At 65.4% G+C, this 20,999-nt stretch carries 22 protein-coding genes; 13 read left to right on the top strand and 9 right to left on the bottom strand.

Annotated elements, in window-relative coordinates:
* Positions 1–7 precede the first annotated feature (7 nt).
* Complete coding sequence (locus QP803_RS17575) at positions 8–886, top strand: transglutaminase family protein (protein ID WP_284944772.1); 879 nt, start codon at positions 8–10, stop codon at positions 884–886.
* Positions 887–938: 52 nt separating this feature from the next.
* The gene (locus tag QP803_RS17580; RefSeq protein WP_284944773.1) at positions 939–1,385 is read left to right on the top strand and encodes a hypothetical protein; all 447 of its coding nucleotides are present in this window, start codon (positions 939–941) and stop codon (positions 1,383–1,385) included.
* A gap of 10 nt (positions 1,386–1,395) precedes the next feature.
* On the opposite strand, the gene QP803_RS17585 is transcribed toward QP803_RS17580, so the two are convergent.
* Positions 1,396–1,824 carry a YMGG-like glycine zipper-containing protein gene (locus QP803_RS17585; RefSeq protein WP_284944774.1) on the bottom strand — a complete coding sequence of 143 codons (429 nt, stop codon included), beginning with the start codon at positions 1,822–1,824 and terminating at the stop codon, positions 1,396–1,398.
* Between the two features lie 119 nt (positions 1,825–1,943).
* On the opposite strand from QP803_RS17585, the gene mscL reads away from it, so the two are divergent.
* A complete protein-coding gene (gene mscL, locus QP803_RS17590) occupies positions 1,944–2,435 on the top strand; it encodes a large conductance mechanosensitive channel protein MscL (protein WP_284944775.1) in 492 nt (163 codons plus the stop codon).
* A 13-nt stretch (positions 2,436–2,448) separates the two neighbouring features.
* On the opposite strand, the gene QP803_RS17595 is transcribed toward mscL, so the two are convergent.
* The 5 genes from QP803_RS17595 to pdxY form a co-directional block, all read right to left on the bottom strand.
* Positions 2,449–2,967 (bottom strand): ankyrin repeat domain-containing protein, encoded by a 519-nt coding sequence (locus tag QP803_RS17595; protein WP_284944776.1) that lies wholly within the window; start codon positions 2,965–2,967, stop codon positions 2,449–2,451.
* A gap of 277 nt (positions 2,968–3,244) precedes the next feature.
* The gene (locus QP803_RS17600; RefSeq protein WP_284944777.1) at positions 3,245–3,718 is read right to left on the bottom strand and encodes a TspO/MBR family protein; all 474 of its coding nucleotides are present in this window, start codon (positions 3,716–3,718) and stop codon (positions 3,245–3,247) included.
* A 143-nt stretch (positions 3,719–3,861) separates the two neighbouring features.
* Positions 3,862–4,569 carry a CHAP domain-containing protein gene (locus QP803_RS17605; RefSeq protein WP_284944778.1) on the bottom strand — a complete coding sequence of 236 codons (708 nt, stop codon included), beginning with the start codon at positions 4,567–4,569 and terminating at the stop codon, positions 3,862–3,864.
* Positions 4,570–5,114: 545 nt separating this feature from the next.
* The gene (locus QP803_RS17610; RefSeq protein ID WP_284944779.1) at positions 5,115–5,465 is read right to left on the bottom strand and encodes a RidA family protein; all 351 of its coding nucleotides are present in this window, start codon (positions 5,463–5,465) and stop codon (positions 5,115–5,117) included.
* 55 nt (positions 5,466–5,520) lie between these two features.
* Complete coding sequence (gene pdxY, locus QP803_RS17615; RefSeq protein WP_284944780.1) at positions 5,521–6,369, bottom strand: pyridoxal kinase PdxY; 849 nt, start codon at positions 6,367–6,369, stop codon at positions 5,521–5,523.
* A gap of 138 nt (positions 6,370–6,507) precedes the next feature.
* On the opposite strand from pdxY, the gene QP803_RS17620 reads away from it, so the two are divergent.
* The 6 genes from QP803_RS17620 (at position 6,508) to QP803_RS17645 (ending at position 15,305) form a co-directional block, all read left to right on the top strand.
* Entirely contained in the window at positions 6,508–7,596 is a 1,089-nt protein-coding gene (locus tag QP803_RS17620) for an NADH:flavin oxidoreductase/NADH oxidase (RefSeq protein ID WP_284944781.1), read from the top strand.
* A 75-nt stretch (positions 7,597–7,671) separates the two neighbouring features.
* Positions 7,672–8,247, top strand: coding sequence for a Spy/CpxP family protein refolding chaperone (locus QP803_RS17625; RefSeq protein WP_284944782.1), 576 nt, complete (start codon positions 7,672–7,674; stop codon positions 8,245–8,247).
* 86 nt (positions 8,248–8,333) lie between these two features.
* Positions 8,334–8,561, top strand: coding sequence for a 50S ribosomal protein L31 (gene rpmE, locus QP803_RS17630; RefSeq protein ID WP_284944783.1), 228 nt, complete (start codon positions 8,334–8,336; stop codon positions 8,559–8,561).
* A gap of 164 nt (positions 8,562–8,725) precedes the next feature.
* Entirely contained in the window at positions 8,726–9,199 is a 474-nt protein-coding gene (locus QP803_RS17635; protein ID WP_284944784.1) for an Hsp20 family protein, read from the top strand.
* 158 nt (positions 9,200–9,357) lie between these two features.
* The gene (locus tag QP803_RS17640) at positions 9,358–11,232 is read left to right on the top strand and encodes an autotransporter assembly complex protein TamA (protein WP_284944785.1); all 1,875 of its coding nucleotides are present in this window, start codon (positions 9,358–9,360) and stop codon (positions 11,230–11,232) included.
* Positions 11,232–15,305 (top strand): translocation/assembly module TamB domain-containing protein, encoded by a 4,074-nt coding sequence (locus QP803_RS17645; RefSeq protein ID WP_284944786.1) that lies wholly within the window; start codon positions 11,232–11,234, stop codon positions 15,303–15,305. The genes QP803_RS17640 and QP803_RS17645 overlap by 1 nt, the downstream gene beginning before the upstream one ends.
* A gap of 61 nt (positions 15,306–15,366) precedes the next feature.
* Here QP803_RS17645 and QP803_RS17650 read toward each other — a convergent pair whose 3' ends face one another.
* The 3 genes from QP803_RS17650 to QP803_RS17660 form a co-directional block, all read right to left on the bottom strand.
* Positions 15,367–15,762: a hypothetical protein gene (locus QP803_RS17650; RefSeq protein WP_284944787.1), complete on the bottom strand. Its 396-nt coding sequence runs from the start codon at positions 15,760–15,762 to the stop codon at positions 15,367–15,369.
* A gap of 195 nt (positions 15,763–15,957) precedes the next feature.
* The gene (locus QP803_RS17655) at positions 15,958–16,233 is read right to left on the bottom strand and encodes a hypothetical protein (RefSeq protein ID WP_284944788.1); all 276 of its coding nucleotides are present in this window, start codon (positions 16,231–16,233) and stop codon (positions 15,958–15,960) included.
* A 140-nt stretch (positions 16,234–16,373) separates the two neighbouring features.
* Entirely contained in the window at positions 16,374–16,790 is a 417-nt protein-coding gene (locus QP803_RS17660; RefSeq protein WP_284944789.1) for a DUF1489 family protein, read from the bottom strand.
* 223 nt (positions 16,791–17,013) lie between these two features.
* On the opposite strand from QP803_RS17660, the gene miaB reads away from it, so the two are divergent.
* Genes miaB through QP803_RS17680 form a run of 4 tightly spaced genes read left to right on the top strand, consistent with a single transcriptional unit; the run spans position 17,014 to position 20,864 of the window.
* A complete protein-coding gene (miaB, locus tag QP803_RS17665; RefSeq protein ID WP_284944790.1) occupies positions 17,014–18,444 on the top strand; it encodes a tRNA (N6-isopentenyl adenosine(37)-C2)-methylthiotransferase MiaB in 1,431 nt (476 codons plus the stop codon).
* A 5-nt stretch (positions 18,445–18,449) separates the two neighbouring features.
* Positions 18,450–19,514 (top strand): PhoH family protein, encoded by a 1,065-nt coding sequence (locus QP803_RS17670; protein WP_284947948.1) that lies wholly within the window; start codon positions 18,450–18,452, stop codon positions 19,512–19,514.
* Entirely contained in the window at positions 19,462–19,971 is a 510-nt protein-coding gene (ybeY, locus tag QP803_RS17675) for an rRNA maturation RNase YbeY (protein WP_434082864.1), read from the top strand. The genes QP803_RS17670 and ybeY overlap by 53 nt, the downstream gene beginning before the upstream one ends.
* The gene (locus tag QP803_RS17680) at positions 19,968–20,864 is read left to right on the top strand and encodes a hemolysin family protein (RefSeq protein WP_284944792.1); all 897 of its coding nucleotides are present in this window, start codon (positions 19,968–19,970) and stop codon (positions 20,862–20,864) included. Before ybeY ends, QP803_RS17680 begins: the two co-directional genes overlap by 4 nt.
* Positions 20,865–20,999 lie beyond the last annotated feature (135 nt).

The raw sequence follows: 20,999 nt of genomic DNA on the forward strand, positions 1-20,999 counted from the left end.
GAGCGCCATGCGCTACAAGCTTCGGCACCTCACTGCCTATGACTATGCCGAGCCGGTCGATCTCGCGAGCCATATGCTGCATCTGTCCCCGCGCGCCCTGCCCTGGCAGAGCGTGAGCGGAACCCGCATCATTTGCGATCCGGTGCCGGCGCGCACCAGTGAGGCGGTCGATCATTTCGGCAATCGCGTCACCTGGATTTTCATCGATGAACCGCACGACCATCTGCGCGTGACGGCCGAGGCCGAGGTTGAGGTCGCCTTCCCGACCGCACCGCCGCCTGAGGCTACTCCGCCCTGGGAAGAGGTCGTGGCCCAGGCGCGGGCCGGCGGCCCCCAGGCCTGGCGCGCGACGGAGTTCACCTTCGCCGGCCCCATGGTCGCCACCGACCAGGGCGCCGGCGCCTATGTCGCCCAGTCCTTCACGCCGGGCCGGCCCATTCTCGAAGCCCTGATCGAAGTGAATGGCCGCATCAAGACGGACTTCGCCTTCCGGCCGCTCAGCACCACCATCACCACATCCGTCGCCCGCGTGCTGGCCCAACGCGCCGGCGTCTGCCAGGACTTCGCCCATCTCATGATTGCGGGATTGCGTACCCTCGGCCTGCCGGCGCGCTATACATCAGGCTATATCCGCACCTATTCGGCACCCGGTAAGCCCCGCCGCGTCGGCGCGGACGTCTCTCACGCTTGGGTCGGCTGCTGGCTGGGGGAAGCTCACGGCTGGCTGGATTTCGATCCGACCAACAACCTGATCGTGCAGGAGGAGCATGTCGTGCTCGGCTGGGGCCGCGAATTTGGGGATGTTTCTCCTCTGCGCGGTATCATCCTGGGCGGCGGCGAGCATGACCTCACGGTCTCCGTTGATCTTGAACCGCTTGGGGACTGACGATGCTGTGCCCCAGAATCCTGACGCGCCGATCCCAATTGGAGTCTTTCGCATGAGCCAATCGCCCCGCCCTTTCCGCCCCCTTGCGCGCATGCTGTTGGGTCTGGCGGTGCCCGCCCTGCTCGTTAGCTGCGCCCAGGCGCCGCAGGAAACCCGCAGCGAGCAGGCGCAGTACAACGCCTGTCGCGAGCAGGTCGATCGGGTCGTCGTGCGGCAGAATCAGGACATCCTGAGCCAGCCCGATCCTGTCAGCTCGCCCTATAGCGGCAGTTCGATTTTAATGGCGAATACCAACACGAATGTGGTCCGCCACGAGCGCGACGGCATGATGAGCGACTGCCTCAATCACTTGGATTCGCAGCCGGTGAACACAGGCTCGACCTCGGCCTATCCCGGCAACGTCGTGGCGACGGCGCCTGTCACCCCGGCGCCGGCCGATCTCGCAGAGCCGACCGGCAGCGACCTGACGGCACCGCCGATCGTCTCTCCGGCGAATTAACAGCCACCCATCAGGGCTGGAGTGGCTGGCTTTGGATCGGCGCTTGGGGCGGTAGCGAGGTCGCACCGGGGGACGGACCAGACTGATACGATGGGGGCTGATAGGATTGGGGCTGCAACGGCTGCGGCGCCGGCAAATTGCCATAGCCCTGAGCGGCTGCCAGAGACGGCTGAGAATTTGCCGGAACGCCCGGCGCGTTCGCCCAGATCGGGTCGCCGAGGTTGACCGTTTTCGGGCTGGTATTGGTGGCGGTCAGCGCCCCGGCACCGGCACCGACCGCGGCGCCGACCACCACACCGATCGGTCCGCCAATGAGGCCGATCACCGCGCCGGTGCCCGCACCTGTGGCCATGGCGCCCGAGGTGCGGTCAGGTTCGTCACTGCCGCAGCCCGCCAAGGCGATGGCCAAAACCGGCACCCACAACATCATTCGCATCATCGTCTCTCCAATCAGGGGCACAGCCCTCGTCACGTCCGTTAGGCAATCCACATTGTCGCGGTGGCTCAACAAGGGCAGGCTAGGCCCGTCACGATAGCAACGCTTTAGGAGGCGGCCCCATGGCCCAATTCGACTTCAAGACACTCCCGCGCCGCCCGGCATGGCTGGAGGAATTTCAGTCCTTCATCATGCGCGGCAATGTCATCGACCTCGCGGTCGGCATCATCATCGGCGCCGCCTTCACCACCATCGTCGGCAGCCTGGTCAAGGACATTCTGACCCCCATCCTGGGGCTCATTATCGGTGGCATCGACTTCACGAACATCTTCTTCACGCTCAAGGGTCCGCATCTCGCGACCTTGGCTGACGCCCAGAAGGCCGGCGCCGTAACCCTCAATGTGGGTGTCTTCATTAACGCCGTGATCAATTTCGCGATCATCAGCTTCGCCATCTTCTGGCTGGTGAAGTTGGTGTCCAAGCTATACCGCCGGCCGGATGCGGAGCCCGCCCCGCCACCGGCGAGCGAGATTCTTCTTACGGAGATCAGGGATTTGCTGAAACTGCAGACGGTCGCCCGACCTGCGTCACCGACGCAGCTCGGTCCTCGCTGATGGGCTGAGGCGCCTATTGGCCAGACGCGCCGAAGCCCACGAAACCGGCCGACGGCACCGGTGCGCCGCTGCTGTCGGCATAGGCCGGCTGGCTGACCTGGCGCGGCGGCTTGTTGCGCAACGGGGTCGTCGCGCTGGCCTCAGACGTCCCGCTTTTATTCTTGCGGCGGGTCGATGAGGGGGTGCCCGCCGGGTTACCGAAGAACGCGACGGGGGCGGCCGCCGTATGCTGATCCTTGGAACTGAGGCCCAAGGTATTCGCCGGGGGCGACGCCATAGGGCCACCCTGGGCATCCGTAATTTCCGCGCCGCCAGCATGAAGCAGCGTCACGAGCAGGAAGGTGATGTCATTGCGGCCGAGATCGACCGATTCGTCGATCGGCGACTGGCCCACTGCATTGGTGGCACTGAGGTCGGCGCCGCGCGCCACGGCATCCCGCGCAGCGACAATATCGCCGCGATCGATGGAGTCGAACAGCGCGTCATTGGGGGACAGCAGCGTGGAGGAGATGGCACCTTTATTGACAGGCATTGCCCGTCTCGACCCCGGAAGACCGGCCTGCGACGGTTGTGCCACCGAAAGATTGTCATTGCCCTTGACGACCGGACCCATCGAGTTCGGGGACGGGAGTGCCGCCTGAGCACGGGCCTGATGGCAGTTCACCGCAAACGTCGTTAGCATCCCAGCCACCAAGGCCGGCAGAACCCGCGTGACCATCATCCGGTTTAGCATATTAAATCGCTCCGCCCATCGCCGCCGCATAAAGGCGGCTGTGTCTTCTGGTCAAGATCGACCTGCTCTCAGCCGGTCAGCCGAACCCATGGTTCAGCCACCAAAGCCCCGCATTGAGGTAGGCTGCATAGCAGAGCCACACCACGGACGGCAGTAATAATACGCTCGCTATCAGGCTTCGGCGCAAAAACGCGACGAGCGTGGCGGCCGACACGGCGAGGAGACCAAGTAAAACCAGCATCGCGCCCGCCGGCGTGCGCAGACCGAAAAAGATCGCGGGCCACAGGGCAATGAGCGCGATCTGCCACCCCCAAAGCCGCAGAGCCGGCCGCGCACTCGGCCCCCAAGGATCGAATCGGCGCCAGATCAGCCAAGCGGAGACGCCGGTCAGACTGTCCAAAATGGTCCAGATTTGGCCGAACAGCCAGGCCGGCGGCGTGAACGGCGGAGAGCGGAGGGAGGGATACCAGCGTGTAATGCCATTCGCGGCAGCGCTCGCGCCCGCGAATTGCACCAGAAGGCAAAGGCCGACGAAGCCGATCAGCGCCAAAACTTGCGCACCGGGGCTGTGACCGCCACTGGATTTGCGAGTGTCCTGGAAAGCACGATCTCCTTCCCGTCCTACGCCGCGCGGCGCCTGAACGGAGAGATTATGTCGCTCTCATGAATCTTGGAAGACGGCCTCGGGCAATCCTAGCGGATGGCGCGATCCGGTGCAGAAGCGGCAATCGCCGGGCCGTCGAAGCTCGGCGCGGAGGCGAACTGGACCGCCGTCGCGAAGACGCCCTGGCCACGCTTGCGCTCACTCGGCGACCGCAGGTCGGAAGGCGGACGGTCGGTCAAGATCTGCGCAGCCGGTGCGGCATTCTCGGCCATCTGCATCGTCGCGCCCTGATGCCCATAGATGAAGCCATAGGTCGGATAGACCGAGCCATAGGTCGAGGAATGACCGAGCGCCATGCGGACGGCCGTCCAGTCATTATTGGAGGAGACATCAACCACGGAAATACCGTTGGAGACGCCACCGCGCACGAAGCCGGGGCCGCCCCAATTCGCCTGAGTCACGAGGATTTCGCGGCGGTTGACGACTTCGGTGACGACCGCGACATGGCCGAGGCGCATGCGGCCATTGTTGCGGAAGTTCAGGACGCTGCCACTCTCGGGCGACTGGCCCCGGTCATAGCGGCCGGCAGCCTCGTTCCACCAGGTATAGGCATTGCCCGTCAGTTCGATGCCGGAGACGCGGCGCGCATAAGGCACGCATTGCAACCAGCCACCATGATAGGCGCCGCTCGAATAGACGTTGTCCGCCATCGTGCGCCAGGTATTGTCCCTCGGGCGCCAAACGGTGCGGGTATAGGTTCGGCCGTGGCGATGAACCACCATGGAAACACGCTGCATCGTTGCGTGACCACGACGGCCATTTTCCGAAACCATGATGTCGCGATTGCCATGAGAGCTGTGCGCCAGGCGGCTAGTGCCCGCGTGGTGGCTGCGGCTCGCGACCTGCGCGGCACCGTGACGGTGCGCTGCGGCGGCCTGCAGATGATGGTGTTCAACTTTACGTGTATGCGCTTGTGCGGAAACTAAGGTTGAGCAAGCACCGGCAAGTATAAACGATGCGAAAACAACGACTTTCTGGGCTGTCTTCTGCATCTGCATCCGTATCGTCTCCAAGGCTTGGTGAGCAGTTCGTGAACTGTCGGTAAACAAGCCGTGTGTTCAACACAACCGCAGACCACGAAAAATGCATGTCAAGGTGCATATTCGTCCAATTGAGCCTGTGAAGAGGGTGGGTTTTTAGGAGTGAAATCCTAGAAATGATCAGTTACACGATCGTGAGCAGAGCTTGAGGAAACCGCGCGCGGCCGGTTGTGGCAGATCATTGCGCAAGACAGCGATCGCGTCCCGGGCTGACAGCCCGGGACGCGATCGGCGCTTCGGCCTTACTTGCAGGCGGTGACCATGATTTCCACAAGGTGGCGGTCATCGGCCATATTGGCCTCGACGCAGGCGCGGGCCGGGGACATCCCCTCGGGCAGCCAGGCTGTCCACACCTTGTTCATCGTCTCGCGATCCTTGATGTGCTTGACCCAGATCTGGGCCTGCAGCAGGCGCGTATTGTCGGTGCCGTGCAGTTCCAACAGAGCGTCGATCTGCGTGAGAACTTCCTCAGTCTGGCCGGTGATGTCCTTGCTCAGATCCTGCGCCGTGCATCCCTGGAGATAGACGAAGCCGTGATATTCCACGGCCTGGGCCAGCACGGGGCCGGGGTTGGTGCGAATGATCTTGCTCATGACGGTTCCTTGGAACGTGGGGTGGTGGGGAGGAAAAGGGCGCTGGCGGCTCTTATCAGCAGGGCGTGGGCAGGAACAGGCGACTGGGCGACACCAACTCCTCCTGTGCGGCGATCAGCGCAATCTCCCGGCCGCCGAGTTCCACCGTGCGCCGCAGGATACCAAAGATCGACGAGCCCGCGCGGCCGAGTGCCTCGGGCGCCGAACCCGTCCGCAGGCAATGGAGCAGAAACAGGGCAGCGACGGCGTCGCCCGCGCCGTTGATGGCCAGCGGCAGCATGGGTACACGAAGCAGGAAGAACTGCCCGTCCTCCGCCGCCAGCATGTCGAGCGAGTCGGCCGGGGTTTCCTCGGTCCGCAGGCTGGTCACCAGCACGCGGCGCGGACCCCGCGCCTGGATGACGGTCACCGCCGCCTTGACCTCGGCCAAGGTGACACAGGGCATCCCCGTGAGGTGCTTCAGCTCGAAATGGTTGGGCGTGAGAATATCGGCGGCGGGCAAAATGCGGTCCCGCATCAACTCCGCGACGCCGGGGCGGACATAGACGCCGCGATCATCGTCCCCGATCACCGGGTCGGCGCAATAGAGCGCGCGGGGATTGGCCCGCATGACGCGTGCATGGGCGTCCAGCACCGCCTCGGCGACCTCCGGGTCGCCCAGATAGCCGGACAGCAGCGCGTCGCATCCCGGCAGAACTCCACGCTCCTCGATCCCCAAAACCAGATCGCGGATGAGTTGCGGTGGCAAAACCATCCCGCGCCAGGACTCGTAGCCGGTATGGTTGGAGAATTGGACCGTGTTCACCGTCCAGACCTCGGCGCCCAGGCGCTGCAGGGGAAATGCCGCCGCCGCATTGCCGACATGGCCGTAGGATACCCAGGACTGGATGGAGAGAATGTTCATGCACGTCCCCTAACACGGCCGTGACAAGGTCCGCACAGAGGCCGCCGCCATGCGGACCTGATGCAGTGACATGGAGTAGTCCGCGCGCAGTCCCGCCCTATATGGCGGGCGCAGCCGCACAGCCGATGAGGACACGCGATGGCCCATACGCCGCTTTTGTTCCAGCCGATTGCCTTCCGATCCGTCACCGCCCGCAACCGGATCGCCGTCGCCCCCATGTGCCAATATGTCGCGACCGATGGGATTCCGGATGATTGGCATGTTCAGCATCTCGGGGCGCGGGCCATGGGCGGTGCCGGCATCGTCTTTACCGAAGCGAGTTCGGTCAATCCGGTCGGACGCATCACGCCGGGCGACCTCGGTCTCTATAATGATACGCAGCAAGCAGCCTTTGCACGCCTCGCGGCCATCATTACGCGCGGCGGCGCCGTGCCGGGCATCCAGATCGCCCATGCCGGACGCAAGGCAAGCTCGACCTCCCCGTGGGAGGGCGATTCCTACATCCCGCTCGACCAGGGCGGCTGGCGCGCCGTCGCGCCCAGTGCCATCGGCTATCCCAAGAAGGACCCGACGCCGCAGGCCCTGACCACCGAGGAGATTGCCGCTCTCGTGCAAGACTTCGCGGAGACGGCGCGGCGGGCTTTGGCCGCCGGCTTCAAGATCGCCGAAATTCATGGCGCCCACGGCTACCTCATCCATTCCTTCCTCTCGCCCATCTCCAATACTCGCAATGACGGCTATGGCGGGGACATCGCCGGCCGCGCGCGGTTCCTGATGGAAGTGCTCGACAGCGTCCGCGCCGTTTGGCCCGAGGATCTGCCGCTCTTCGTCCGCCTCTCCTGCTCGGACTTCATGCCGGGCGGCCTGACGCCCGAGGGCGATATCCTGACGCTGGCCCGCATGTTGAAGGCGCGCGGCGATGTCGATCTGATCGATTGCTCGGCCGGCGGCATCTCGGCCGATCAGAAAATCCCCAGCCTGCACCCCGGCTATCAGGTTCCTTTTGCGGACCTGCTACGCCGCGAGGCGGGAATCGCGACCGGTGCGGTGGGAATGATCGAGCAGGCGAGCCATGCCGCCGAGATCATCGGCAACGGCCGCGCCGATATCGTGCTTTTGGCGCGCGCGGTGCTCGCGGACCCGGCCTGGCCCTTGCGAGCCGCCAAGCGCCTGGGCATCGAGCCGGACCTGCCAAAGCCTTACGGCCGCGCCAGTCTGCACGAGTAGGGCGTGACTTTTAATTTCGATTCTGCAATGTATCACGGGCTCGGCGCTGAGCCCGTATCATCGAGGATGTTTCAGATGAAGCTGTTCCAACCGTCTTCCCTTGCCCTCGCTTTGGCGATCGGTCTCGCCGGTCCCGCCATAGCGCAAACCACCACGCCCGCCACCCCGGCTCCCGCTGCCACCACCGTGCCGCCGGCGGCGACGCCCGCCGTGCCGCCCGCCGTCAGCAGCACCACACCGGCGGAAGTGGCCGCGCCCGACACCAAACCCGCGAAGTCCGAGGGCAAGCACCACGCACGCGGCAGCGGCGGCATGACCGCCTATCTGGCGTCCCTGCATGATGAGCTTGCGATCACGCCGGCCGAGGAACCCCTGTGGAGCACCTTCGCGAGCACGATGCGCGACACTTCGGTCACCATGGGCCAAGGCTATCGTCAGCGCCGCGAACAGCTCGGCACCCAGACGGCGTTGCAGAATATGGACAGCTTCATTGCCCTGGAGCAGGCGCGCTTGGATGGGTTGAAGAAAAGCTCGGCCGCGTTCGCCGCGCTCTACAACACCATGCCGGCCGATCAGCAGAAAATTGCCGATACCTTGTTCCGCACGGACATGCCGGGCGCGCCGAAGCGCCGCAAACCCGCATCCCCGTAAGCGACGGTTGCATCAGGCCGTGCAGCGATCTATAGGGCCCGCTCCGCCCTCCCGGTCGCATCGGGAGGGCCACAGGAACGGAAATCATGAAGTCCAACATCCATCCCGACTACCACGAGATCAACATCATCATGACCGACGGGACCGCGTTCAAAACGCGCTCCTGCATGGGTAAGGCCGGCGACACTCTGCGGCTCGACATCGACCCGAAGTCGCACCCGGCCTGGACCGGCCAGCAGCGCATCATGGACACCGGCGGCCAGATCGCGAAGTTCAACAAGAAGTTCGCCGGCATCGGCATCCGCAAGGAGTAATTCTCCTTCCTGATGTCACGGGAAAGTGGGGCCGCTCCTTGAACGAGGTGCGGCCCTTTCTATGTCTAGTGGGTCGGGATGCCATTGCGGGTCCTGACGCTTACATCGGCCGGCCCATTCGGGCGGCCATGGACATCGACCTTGCTCTTTCAGGAGGTTTTTTCATGACTCGCGACTTTACACCCCTTTTCCGTACCGCCGTCGGCTTTGACCGCCTCGCCAAGGTGGTGGATGGCCTGCAGGAAGCGGCTTCCACAACCTTCCCGCCCTACAACATCGAAAAGACCGGCGACGATTCCTACCGAGTCAGCGTCGCGGTGGCCGGCTTCGGGCCTGAGGACCTGGATGTCACCGTGAGCGACAATACGCTCATCGTCTCCGGCCGCATCCGCCAGGCCAGCGGCGAAAAGGTCGCGACGCTGTATCGCGGCATCGCCGGCCGCGCCTTCGAGCGCCGGTTCGCCCTCGCCGATCACATCGTGGTCGAGGGTGCCGATCTCAGCAACGGCCTGCTTCATGTCGGCCTCAAGCGGATCGTGCCCGAGGCTCTGAAGCCCCGTCGCATCGCGATCGGGACCGCGCAGGATGCGCCCAAAACCATCGCCAACGAGGCGGAGGTGACGGCGCAAGCCGCCTGAAGCCTCCGCTAACGTGATGAAAAGGGCCGGGAAACCGGCCCTTTTTTGTGTCCGGAAACATTTCGTCACGAAACCTTGACCGCCGCCGCCGCGTCATCTTTTGCGCAAGACGCAACGGACCATCGACCGTGGCGCATGCCGGAGGTTAAGACCGCAGGATGATCAAGAACGCCGAGCCGGAGCGGACGAGGACGCGCTTTTCCCGAATACGCCCGGAAGGCCTCTGCGCAGCGGCGGCGATCATCACCCTGATCCTGGCCTCGCCAAGCCGCGCGTCCGATCCGCAGCCCTATGCGGTCACCTTCCCCAAATCCGGCGATGCGGCCATCGACAAACTGGCCAGCCAAACCTCGACCCTCGTCGCCCTTCGCACCAAGTCGCCCGTGGGCCCCTTTGCCCTTGTGCTGCGTGCGCGCGCCGATCAGGGCCGCCTGCAAAGCGTCCTCGACAGTGCTGGCTATTATGATGGCCATGTCGCCATCACGATCGACGGCAAGACGGTCGATGATCCCACCCTGCCCCAGATCATCGGGGCCTATAGCGGCGCCACGCCCATTCCGGTGGTGGTGACGCTGGTGCGCGGACCCTTGTTTCATCTCCGCACCGTCAAGATCGAGGGTGCTGTGCCGGCGGCCGCCCGCGCCACCTTCGGCCTGATGCCCGGCGACCCTGCGCGCGCGGCGGATATCGTCGCCGCCGGTCAGCGGCTGCAAAGCGCGCTCCTCGATGAAGGCTATGCCTTCTCCAAGGTCAGCGGACCCCACGCCTTCGAGACACCGGCCGACCACAGCCTCGACATCACCTATACCGTCACGGCCGGGCCACGCGTCGATATTGGCACCGTCACCATCGCCGGCCTGAAAAACGTCCACGAAGGCTTCGTCCGGCGGGAGCTATCGCTCAAATCCGGGCAGCGGTTCGATCCGAACACGATCGAGAGCGCGCGGGAGGATCTGGCGGCGCTCGGACTATTCTCCTCCGTCCGGGTCGTGCCGGGCGCTTCCCTTGGGCCGGACGGCCGATTGCCCGTCACTTTCGTGGTCACCGAAGGTCCACCGCGTACGGTCAGTCTCAGCGCCGGCTTTGCGACCGATACCGGCGGCAGCCTGGGCGCGAGCTGGACGCATCACAATCTGTTCGGCAATGGCGAGATTCTCCTCCTCAGTGCCACTGCCTCGGGCTTGGGCGGCTCCGCCACGAACGGCCTCGGCTACAACGTCGGCGCCACCTATACCTTGCCCGCCTTCCTGCGGCGCGATCAGAGCCTCAGCTTCAACGTCACCGGCCTGAAGCAGGACCTCGAAGCCTATAACCAGACGGCGGTGCAAGCGGGCTCCACACTCACGCGCAAGCTCAGCCCGCATTGGAGCGCCAATATCGGTGTCCTCGGCACCGTCGAGCAGATCCAGCAAGAAGGCATCACGCGCGATTACGACCTCATCCAATTTCCCTTTGGGTTGAAATACGACAGCACGAATTCGCTGTTCGACCCGACCCATGGCATTCGCGCGGCGGCCACCGTCACGCCGACCGAATCCTTTCTCGCGCCCAGCGCCACCTTCACCATCCTGCAGCTCTCGGGCTCGACCTATGTCGATCTCGGGCGTCCCGGCCGAAGCGTCCTCGCCCTGCGCGCCCTGGTGGGATCGGTTCAGGGTGCGACGACCTTTGAACTCCCGCCCGACCAGCGCTTCTATGGCGGCGGCAGCGGCACCATCCGGGGCTATAAATACCAGTCCGTCGGCCCGGCCTTCGCGGACGGCAATCCCGTCGGCGGCACCGCCATCGATTCCGGCACGGTCGAGTTCCGCCAGCGCTTCGGCAAAAGCTTCGGCGCCGCCGTCTTCGTCGATGCGGGCCAAGTCTCCGCGACCTCCGCACCCTTTTCGGGGCCGCTGAGCGTCGGCGTCGGCGCCGGCATCCGCTACTACACGGCGATTGGCCCCATCCGCATCGATGTGGCGGTGCCGCTGGAAAAGAACGCCAATAGCGGTTCAGCGGAGATCTATATCGGCATCGGGCAAGCCTTCTGATGCGCATCGTTGGACGACTCGCGAAATGGCTGGGCATCGTCCTCGGCGTGCTGATCCTGCTCGTGCTGGTGCTCATCGGCGGGGTCATCGCCGCGCTCAACCTGCCCGTCGGCCAGCGGGAAATCGTGGCGCTCGCGAACAAATACAGCGGCGGCGCGTTCCGGATTGAGGGTCTGTCGGGGCGCGTGCCGACCGACCTGCATATCGCGCGGGTCGACCTGCTCGACCATGACGGCGCCTGGGCGACACTGACCGATATCGACCTGCGGCTATCGCTGGCGCCGCTGCTGCATCGCCACGTCGTCATTGACGATCTTCATGCCGCGAGCTTCGCGATGGTCCGGTTGCCACCGCCCTCGCCCACGCCGACACCCGAACCGGTATCGTCGGGTCCAATCACCGTCTCCATTCCGCCGCTGCCTGTCACGGTCTCGCTCCGGCATCTCGCCGTCGATCGCATCGCCATCGCCAAGGCCGTCACCCACACCACCGATGTCGCCGTGGGCTTGACCGGTTCGGCGGAGGTCACCGGGCGCGACCAGGGCCAGGCGCATCTCGCGCTGCATGATCTCGACGGCACCGGCACCTACACCGCCGACGCCGCCCTGGCGGGGAACGACCTCTCGGCAAAAGTACAGATGGATGAACCTGCCCATGGCATGATCTCCCGCGTCGCGGCCCTGCCCGATCTCGGTGCCCTGCATCTCGCGCTCGACCTCAAGGGTCCACAAAATCACGCGGCGGCGAATCTGGCGATCACCGCCGGCGCGTTGAGGGCCGGCGCTCGGGGCATCATCGACCTGCCGGGTGAAGCCGCCGATCTCACCATCGACGCCCATGCCCCGGCCATGAAACCGGCGCCCGGCATCAGTTGGCAGACGGTGGATGTGGCGCTGAAGACCAGCGGCCCTTTCACCAAACCGACCGCCACCGGCCATGTCTTGCTCGACGGTCTTGCCGCACAGGGCGTGACGCTCCGCGCACTCACCGCCGATCTCCAGGGCGATCTCGGCGCCGTCTCCCTCACGGCGAGCCTCGCGGGCCTCGCCGCGCCCGGCCTGCCGCCGACGCTGCTGGGCGACACGCCGATCGCCATCACCGCCGCTGCCACCCTGAACGCGCCCGATCGGCCGATCCACCTGACCGTCCGCCACCCGCTGCTGAGCCTGACCGTGGATGCCAAGACCAAGCCCGATACGGCCGCCGACATTGTGCTCGATCTACCGAACCTGGAGCCCCTCGCCGCGATGGGCCAGCAGAGCGTGCAGGGCAGCGCCCATATCACCGCCCATGTCGCCCGTCCGGCCGATGGCTCGGCGACCTCGGCGCAACTGACCGCCGACGTTCACCTCACCCAGGCTCAGGCGCAGGCCATGGCCCTGACCGGCGGTCAGGCGCGCCTGACGATGGACGTGCGGGCGACGAATACGAACGTCACCCTCAACAGCTTGACCTTGCATGGCGCAGATATCGACCTGACCGCCAAGGGCCTCCGCGAGACCGCGACGCAGCGATTTGCAGCGGATTGGACCCTTGCGCTCAAGCGCCTCGCCGACGTCGCGCCGCAAGTGACGGGCGCTATCGCCATGACCGGCCATGCCGCCGGTCTGCCCAAGACCTTCGCGCTCGCCACCGATGTCACCGGCACCGTCGGTGCAACCAAGGGCGGCAAGGCCGTCGCGGAACTCAGCGGCCCCATCGCCCTGCATGTCGATGCCACCGGCCTGCCCACGGCGCCTCAGGCGAAGATCTTGCTGACCGGCAAGCCCGCCGGCTCGCCGGCCGATATCGCGGTCGAAGTCGCGCGCGCCGCCGATGGCGCCATCACGGCGACCATCGACCGGCTGTCGTGGAAAAGCCTGAGCGGCCAGGGCAAGGTCGCCTTGGCCGCCGGGGCGACCTTGCCCACCGGCACCGTCGCCATCGCCATCAAGCAGCTTGGTGATTTCCGCTTCCTCATCGGCCAGCCGCTGTCGGGCAATCTGGCGCTCGACCTCAAAGCGCCGCCGAACCAGGCCGCGCATGTCACGCTACAAGGCCGCAACCTCGCCTTCGGCGCCAATCGCCTCGCGGCCATTGACCTCGCCGGCGATGTTCGCAACCCGACAAGCGCACCGGCCATCGACGCGCATATCGCCCTGCGCGGCATCGCCGCCGCCGGCATTCAGGGCGGCGCGACCGTGACGGCACGCGGCACGCTGGACGCCCTGGCGCTGACGCTCGATGCGCAACTGCCCAGTCTCCAGGGCGCGCCCGCCAATGCGCAGCTGCGCGCGACCCTCGACACCAAGGCCAAGCGTGTCGCGCTCGCCTCCCTCCAAGCCGCATGGAGGGGCGAAACACTGCGCCTGCTCGCCCCGGCGCGGATCGCCTTCGGCCCGACGATGGGCGTCGATCGGCTGCGTCTGGCACTTGGCACGGCGACCATCGATGCGGCGGGTGAAGTCAGCCCCCGGCTGAACCTGCATGTGGCCGTGGCCAACGTCACGCCGGCCCTCGTCCAGCCCTTCATGCCGACGCTGCACGCTGCCGGCCGAATCGATGCGGAGGCGCAGCTGACCGGAACCACTGCGGCCCCGATCGGCACCATCACGCTGCACGGCGCCGGCTTACGGGCCACCACGGGCGCCGCTGCCTCCCTGCCGCCGGCAAGCATCGACGCCCGAGCCAGATTGAGCGGGCGCATAGCGACCGTCGATCTGCGGTTGGACGCTGGAAGCGCGAGCCATGTCACGGTTACCGGCACGGCGCCGATATCTTCCAGCGGTCCGCTCAACCTCCAGGCTCTCGGTCGGCTGGATGTCGCCCTGGTCGATCCGATCCTGGAAGCGGCGGGCCGGCGGGCGACGGGCATTCTGACGCTCAACCTCGCCGTCTCCGGCACCGCCACCACGCCGCGCGTCAGTGGCAACGTCGCGCTCGACGGCGGCGATTTCCAGGACTTCACGCAGGGCATGCGGCTGTCCGCCATCAACGCGCGCATTCGCGCCGAGGGCGAGCAACTCATCATCGAAAGCTTCACCGCCCGCGCCGGGCAGGGCACGCTGGCCGCCACCGGCACCATCGGCATCACGGCGCCGGGTATTCCGCTGAATATTACTGTGACGGGTCGTAATGCCGAACCGATCGAAAGCGATCTGCTGACGGCGCGGTTGGACACCGACATCCGCGTCACCGGCTCAGTCGGCAGCGGCATCGCCGCGCGCGGCACGCTCCATGTTCTGCGGGCTGATATCAATATCCCCGATGGTTTGCCGCCGAGCGTCGTGGTGCTGAAGATCCATCGTCGCGGAGAAAAGCCCGAAGTGGCGCCCGCACCGTCGCTACCGATCGCCCTCGACCTCACGGTCGTCGCGCCCCGTGCCATCTTTGTGCGCGGGCACGGCCTCAACGCGGAACTGGGCGGCCAGCTGCATATCGGCGGGACGCTCGCCAATCTGCAGCCGCAAGGCCATTTCGACATGATCCGGGGCACCTTCGCCCTGGTGACGAATACGCTGACCTTCACCAAGGGCGAAGCGGGCTTCGACGGCGGATCGATCTCCGACCCGACGATCGATTTTGAGGCGACCAGCGTCTCCAATAACGTGACCGCGACGCTTGCCGTCACCGGTTACGCGAGTGCGCCCAAGATCGTTTTGAGTTCCAGCCCGACGCTGCCGCAGGACGAGGTGCTGTCCTACATCCTATTTCACTCCAGCACGTCACAGCTCGGACCCTTTCAGATCGCGTCGATCGCCGCGTCCCTGGCGTCGCTGGCGGGCGTCAATACGGGCGGCGGCGTCAGCGGGCTGATCGGCAGCGTCCGGCAGGGATTGGGGCTGGACCAGCTTTCCATCGGCAATAACACGGGCGCCACCGGCAGCACCGCCTCGACGAAAAGCCAGAGCGCGCCGACGCTTCAGGCCGGGCGCTATGTCGCGCCGGGCATCTATGTGGGCGCTGCGCAAGGCACCACCGGTGGGGGCACCGCCGCCCAGGTCCAAATCGATATCGCCAAGGGGCTGAAGTTGAACACGCAGGTCGGCAGCGATAGCAACGGCGTCGGCGTCACCTACCAGTTCAATTACTGACGGCGACCGTACATGAAAAAGGGTGCCGACCGAGGCCGGCACCCTTCCTCGTAAGCGAGACTTAGTTGCCGCTGGCGGAGCCGCTGCTCTTGCCCATGCCGGCACCTGCGCCTGCGGCGGCACCGGGTGCCATCGCACCACTGGTCGGCGTCATCATCATCTTATGCTTGGCCCGATAGTGATGGCGGTGGTGAATCATCGCCTTACGCGCCGTGCCGCCCGCCTTCATGCCATTGCCGGAAGACATGCCGCCACCGGCCGTGCCGCTGGTGGGGGAGTTGCTATTACCGGTCGTGGTGCCGAGGGTTCCGTTGCTGACCGCACCCGCGACCGCAGAGCTTTGTGTCGCCGGCGGAACGTCGGAGCCGGAGGCGCCGTTCTGCGCAAGGCTGACGCCCATCGCAGGCGGTGCGAGGAGGAAGGCGGAGGCGATGAGAAGGCTGCGCAGATGCCGCATGACTAAATCCCTGTCGTATGGATGGACCGCGTTACCCGCGGCACCGGTCAGATGGGGCTTCATCGCGGTCACTTGACCCCCGTCGCAGGATCTTCTTGTTCAAGTTTCCGTTGGCGCGACTGGGCAGCCGGCGCGCGTAGGCGATGGTCAAAAAAAAGGCCCCGGAACATCCGGGGCCTTTTTGGGAAGAGCGAGTTAGCGCGTGCCCTTGGAGTGCTTCATCACGTTGTAATGCTTGCCATACATGTGCTTGTGGGCCCGCTTATGGGTCTTCACATGCGGCGCCTCGGTGAGGCCCGGGCCGCCCACGGGGCGGGAAGCGTTGGCGCCGGTGCCGGCAGTCGTGCCGGAGGGCGCCGTGATCGACGCGCTGGGGTTGTTCGGCGGAACTGAGCTATTCTGGGCCAAGGCGACCGCGGGAGCCAAGGCTAGTCCCAGAACGAGGGCAAACGTAGGGCGAAGGATACGCATCAATAACATTCCTGTTGAAAGTGTGTGACAGGCGATCTGGTTGGCTCGACCGTGGAGAGACTCCGTGGTGGCCCATAAGGCATTCAAATTCTAAACAACTCAAGCGAATTTGAAAGACAGTTGTGCTCGCATTTCACGCGCTAAAGCAGGCAGAGTTCCCGAAGGGCTAGGCGCAGCGCCGGAGGAAGGTCAGCCTGGGTGCCGGGCACCCGCGAAAGATCCGCCGGGGCGTCGCTCTCAGCCAGATAGCGCCAGCCCTGAAAGGCCCGCATGGGCCGGGGATCCACCATCACCAAGGCCTCGTCGAGCATGAGGGCGACGCATGCCGACCCATCCATCCGCGTGTCAGAAACGATATCGAGGACACGCTGCCGGCACTGGATCATTCCGCCAACCACCCAATAGATCGATCCGCCTTCGATGATCTCCTCGGCGCGCTTGGGGGCGTGCCGCGTGCGATGGCGCAAGGGCGGCTCGACCTCCATCCTTTGACGCTGCGCCTCCCGCAAGTGCTCGACGTCGCGGATGCCGACCGCCATCTTGATGATATGGACCATTGGGAAGCAGTTTACGCCGCGCTAAGGGATTCGCCACAAGATGACGCGCACGGGACCCATCTTGTCATCATGAGATGCTTGACACGCTACCCCCCGCGTCTGCGACACTCCGTTTCGGTTTCAGGAGTCGATAGTCGGCCTTGCACTTGACCCAAAAAGAGCGGAACGCGATTGGTCCGATGCCCCGAGCAGACCTCGGCGGCTGGACAGGACCTTTTACGCTATGAGCCTTGCTGACGCCCCACCCTTGTCGCTTCATCCCGCTGCCCCGAAGGCCACCACGACGCTCCGCCGGCTTCATGTCATCACCTGGGGCTGCCAGATGAATGTCTATGACAGCGGCCGCATGGCCGATGTCCTGGCGCCTCTTGGCTATACGGCTGCGACCAGCGCGGCCGATGCCGACATGGTCATCCTCAATACCTGCCATATTCGCGAACGTGCGACGGACAAGGTCTTCTCGGAACTCGGCCGCCTCCGCGTCATCAAGGATGAGCGTGCCGCTGCCGGCAAAACCACCATCCTCGCCGTCGCGGGCTGCGTCGCCCAGGCCGAAGGCGCGGAGATCACTGCTCGCGCCCCGTATGTGGACATCGTTCTGGGGCCGCAGACCTATCACCGCCTGCCCGAAATGGTAGCGCGCGCCCATCGCGCCGCCGGCCCGGTGATCGAAACCGATTTCCCGGTCGAGCAGAAGTTCGACTTCCTGCCCGCCGCCCCCGCCGATCAGGACCAGGCCGTGACCGCCTTCCTGACGGTGCAGGAAGGCTGCGACAAATTCTGTTCCTTCTGCGTCGTGCCCTATACGCGCGGGGCCGAGGCCAGCCGCCCCGCTGCCTCCGTCCTCGCCGAAGCGCGCGGCCTGGTGCGGCGCGGGGCACGGGAAATCACCCTGCTCGGCCAGAATGTGAACGCCTATCACGGGGCGGGCATGGATGGCGCCGTCTGGGGCCTCGGCCGATTGGTCCGCGCGCTTGCCGAAATTCCGAACCTGTTGCGCATCCGCTACATGACCTCCCACCCCCGCGACATGGCGGACGATCTGATCGCCGCCCATGCTGAAGTGCCGGCCTTGATGCCCTTCCTGCATCTGCCGGTGCAGTCCGGCTCCGACCGGATGCTGACGGCAATGAACCGGCGTCATACGGCGGACGACTACCGCCGCCTGATCGACCGGCTGCGCACCGCGCGGCCCGACCTCGCCCTGTCATCCGACTTCATCGTGGGCCACCCCGGTGAAACGACGGCAGATTTCGACGCCACGATGCGCCTGATCCGCGACATCGGCTTCGCCCAGGCCTTCAGCTTCAAATATTCGGCGCGGCCGGGCACGCCCGCCGCCGGCGCGCCCGGTGCCGTGCCCGAGGCCGAGAAGGACGCGCGGCTTGTGGCCCTTCTAGCCTTGCTGCGCGACCAGCAGGATGACTTCAACGCCCGGTCCGTCGGGCTGGAGTTCGATGTGCTCGTGACCGGGCCGGGTCGTCGCCCCGGCCAGATCGCGGGTCGTTCACCCTATCTCCAGGCCGTTCACATGGATGGCCCGGAATCGCTGGTGGGGCAGGTCGTGCCGGTGAAAGTCCGGCAGCTCCTAACCAATTCCTTAACAGCCACCCTCAACTTCCCGGCTTTTAAACAGGAGCGAGCCCGCGCTTGACCCAAATCTCGGCTGATCGGTCGAACACCCTCACCCAGTCCAATGCGGGCCAAGGTCGAGCGGTGACCTTGCAGTTCGGGAACAACGCCTTGTTATCGCAGCTTCTTGGGGATCACGATCGGCATCTGATACGCGTCGAGCAAGCACTGGGCGTACGGCTCGCCTGCCGCGGCAACCGTATCGCCATCACCGGTGATGCGACCCAGGTCGAAACAGCGCAGGTTACGCTCAACGGCCTCTACAGCCGCCTCGAACGTGGCCACCAGCTCTCCAGCAGCGACATCGACGCCGCCCTCAAGCTCAATGCCCGTGGCGCCGAGCCGCGGCTGCCGCTGTCGGACCTGCCCGCCATTCGCACGCGGCGCGGCGCTATCCAGCCGCGCAGCCCCGGCCAGACCGGCTATATGGAAATGCTAGCGCGCCATGAGATGGTCTTCGGCATCGGCCCCGCCGGCACCGGCAAGACCTATCTCGCCGTCGCGCAGGCCGTGGCCATGCTGCAAACCGGCCAGGTCGATCGCATCATCCTCTCCCGCCCTGCAGTGGAAGCAGGGGAGAGGCTCGGCTTCCTGCCCGGCGACATGAAAGAGAAGGTCGACCCCTACCTCCGTCCGCTCTATGACGCGCTGAACGACATGATGCCAGGAGATCAGGTGATACGCCGTATGGCCGCAGGGGAGATCGAAGTGGCGCCGCTCGCCTTCATGCGCGGCCGCACCTTGTCCCATGCCTTCGCCATTCTCGACGAAGCCCAGAACACGACCCCGATGCAGATGAAGATGTTTCTGACCCGCATGGGCGAGGGCACGCGCATGGTGATCACCGGCGACCTCAGCCAGATCGATCTGCCGAATGGCGTGACCTCTGGCCTTGCCGATGCTCTGGCGACGGTCGAGGGCGTGCAGGGCATCGGCGTGACCCGCTTTAGTCGCCAGGATGTGGTGCGCCACCCCTTGGTCGGCCGCATCGTCGAAGCCTACGACCAGCGAGCAACGGCCGAACAGGATGTCGTGCGCGATGCACGACGTCATCATCGGTCCCGCGAGAGTGACAGTGGAACCTCCAAGTAGTCCCGACTTCGCCAGCCCCCCGACCATCATTATCGAGGACAGGGGCTGGCGACGGCATGTGCCGCGGCTGGAGGAATGGGTTTCCCGCTCCATCCGTGCCGCGCAGCAGACCGTGCCCGACGTTCAGGTCGATGCGGTCATTCTGTCGGATGACCGTACGGTGCGCGCCCTCAATGCCCGCCATCGCGGTCGCAATAAGCCGACCAATGTCCTGACCTTCGAGCCTGCCCTCAGCGGAGCAGGCGGAGAGATCGTGCTGGCGCTCGGCGTCATGCGGCGGGAAGCGGCGGCCGAAGGCAAGCCGCTGCCGCACCACCTCGCCCATTTGCTGGTCCATGGCGTGCTGCATCTCGACGGCGAAACTCATGACCGGCCTGGCGACGCCCGCCGGATGGAAATGGGCGAGACGCGTATCCTGAGCCGACTTGGCGTTCCCAACCCCTGGAAGGGACGATGAGCCACTCCGAACCGTCACTGTTTTCGCGCATCCTGCATGTTTTGGGGCGGCGCGGAACCGAGCAGACTTTGCGACAATCCATCGCCGAACTGGTCGAGGAAGCCGCCTCCACGCCGCAGACGCCCGGCGAGGTGCCCGAACTCGATCGGCAGGAGCGTGCGCTGATCGCCAATATCCTGCATCTGCGGGGCACGATGGCCAATGACGTGATGATCCCGCGCGCCGACATCGTGGCGCTGCGCGTCGATCTGACGCTGGATGAGACGCTGCATCGCCTGCGGGAGGAGCAGCATTCCCGGCTGCCGATCTACCGCGACCAACTCGATGACATCCTCGGCATGGTCCATATCAAGGACGTCTTCGCCTATATCGGGCGGCCTGAGGAATTCTCGCTGGAGAAGATGCTGCGCCGACCGCTGATGGTGGCGCCGCAAGCGCCCGTGCTCGACCTTCTCGTCCAGATGCGTCAGGCGCGGGTGCATCTGGCCCTGGTGATCGATGAATATGGCGGCGTCGATGGCCTCATCACCATCGAGGATCTGGTGGAAACCATCGTCGGCGATATCGCCGACGAGCATGACGAGGTCGAGGGCCCTTTGATCACCGAACGGCCGGATGGCACGCTCGACATCGCGGCGCGGTTGTCGATCGAGGAGTTCGAGGAGCGGCTTGGGCCAGTCCTGACGGCGGATGAGCGCGCGTCCTCCATCGATACCGTGGGCGGCTTGGTCTTCACCCTCGCGGGCCATGTTCCAGCGCAGCACGAGATCATTCGCCATCCGAGTTCCGGTCTCGAGTTCCTGGTGCTCGATTCCGACCCGCGCCATATCCTGAAGGTGCGGGTGACACTTCCGCCGGCCGTGCAGACCGCGGAAAGCGCAGCCGCGGCTTAGGGTTGGATGGAGTTGGTTGATCCACCGTCCGAGTCTCTCGTCATGGCATGCGAAGGCATGCCATCCACGCCTTGCCTTCGGCCCGCAAGGAAGGCGTGGATGCTCTGCCTTCGCAGAGCATGACGGAGTAGGTGG

This window comes from Acidisoma sp. PAMC 29798, from assembly GCF_030252425.1.
Taxonomy (GTDB): domain Bacteria; phylum Pseudomonadota; class Alphaproteobacteria; order Acetobacterales; family Acetobacteraceae; genus Acidisoma; species Acidisoma cladoniae.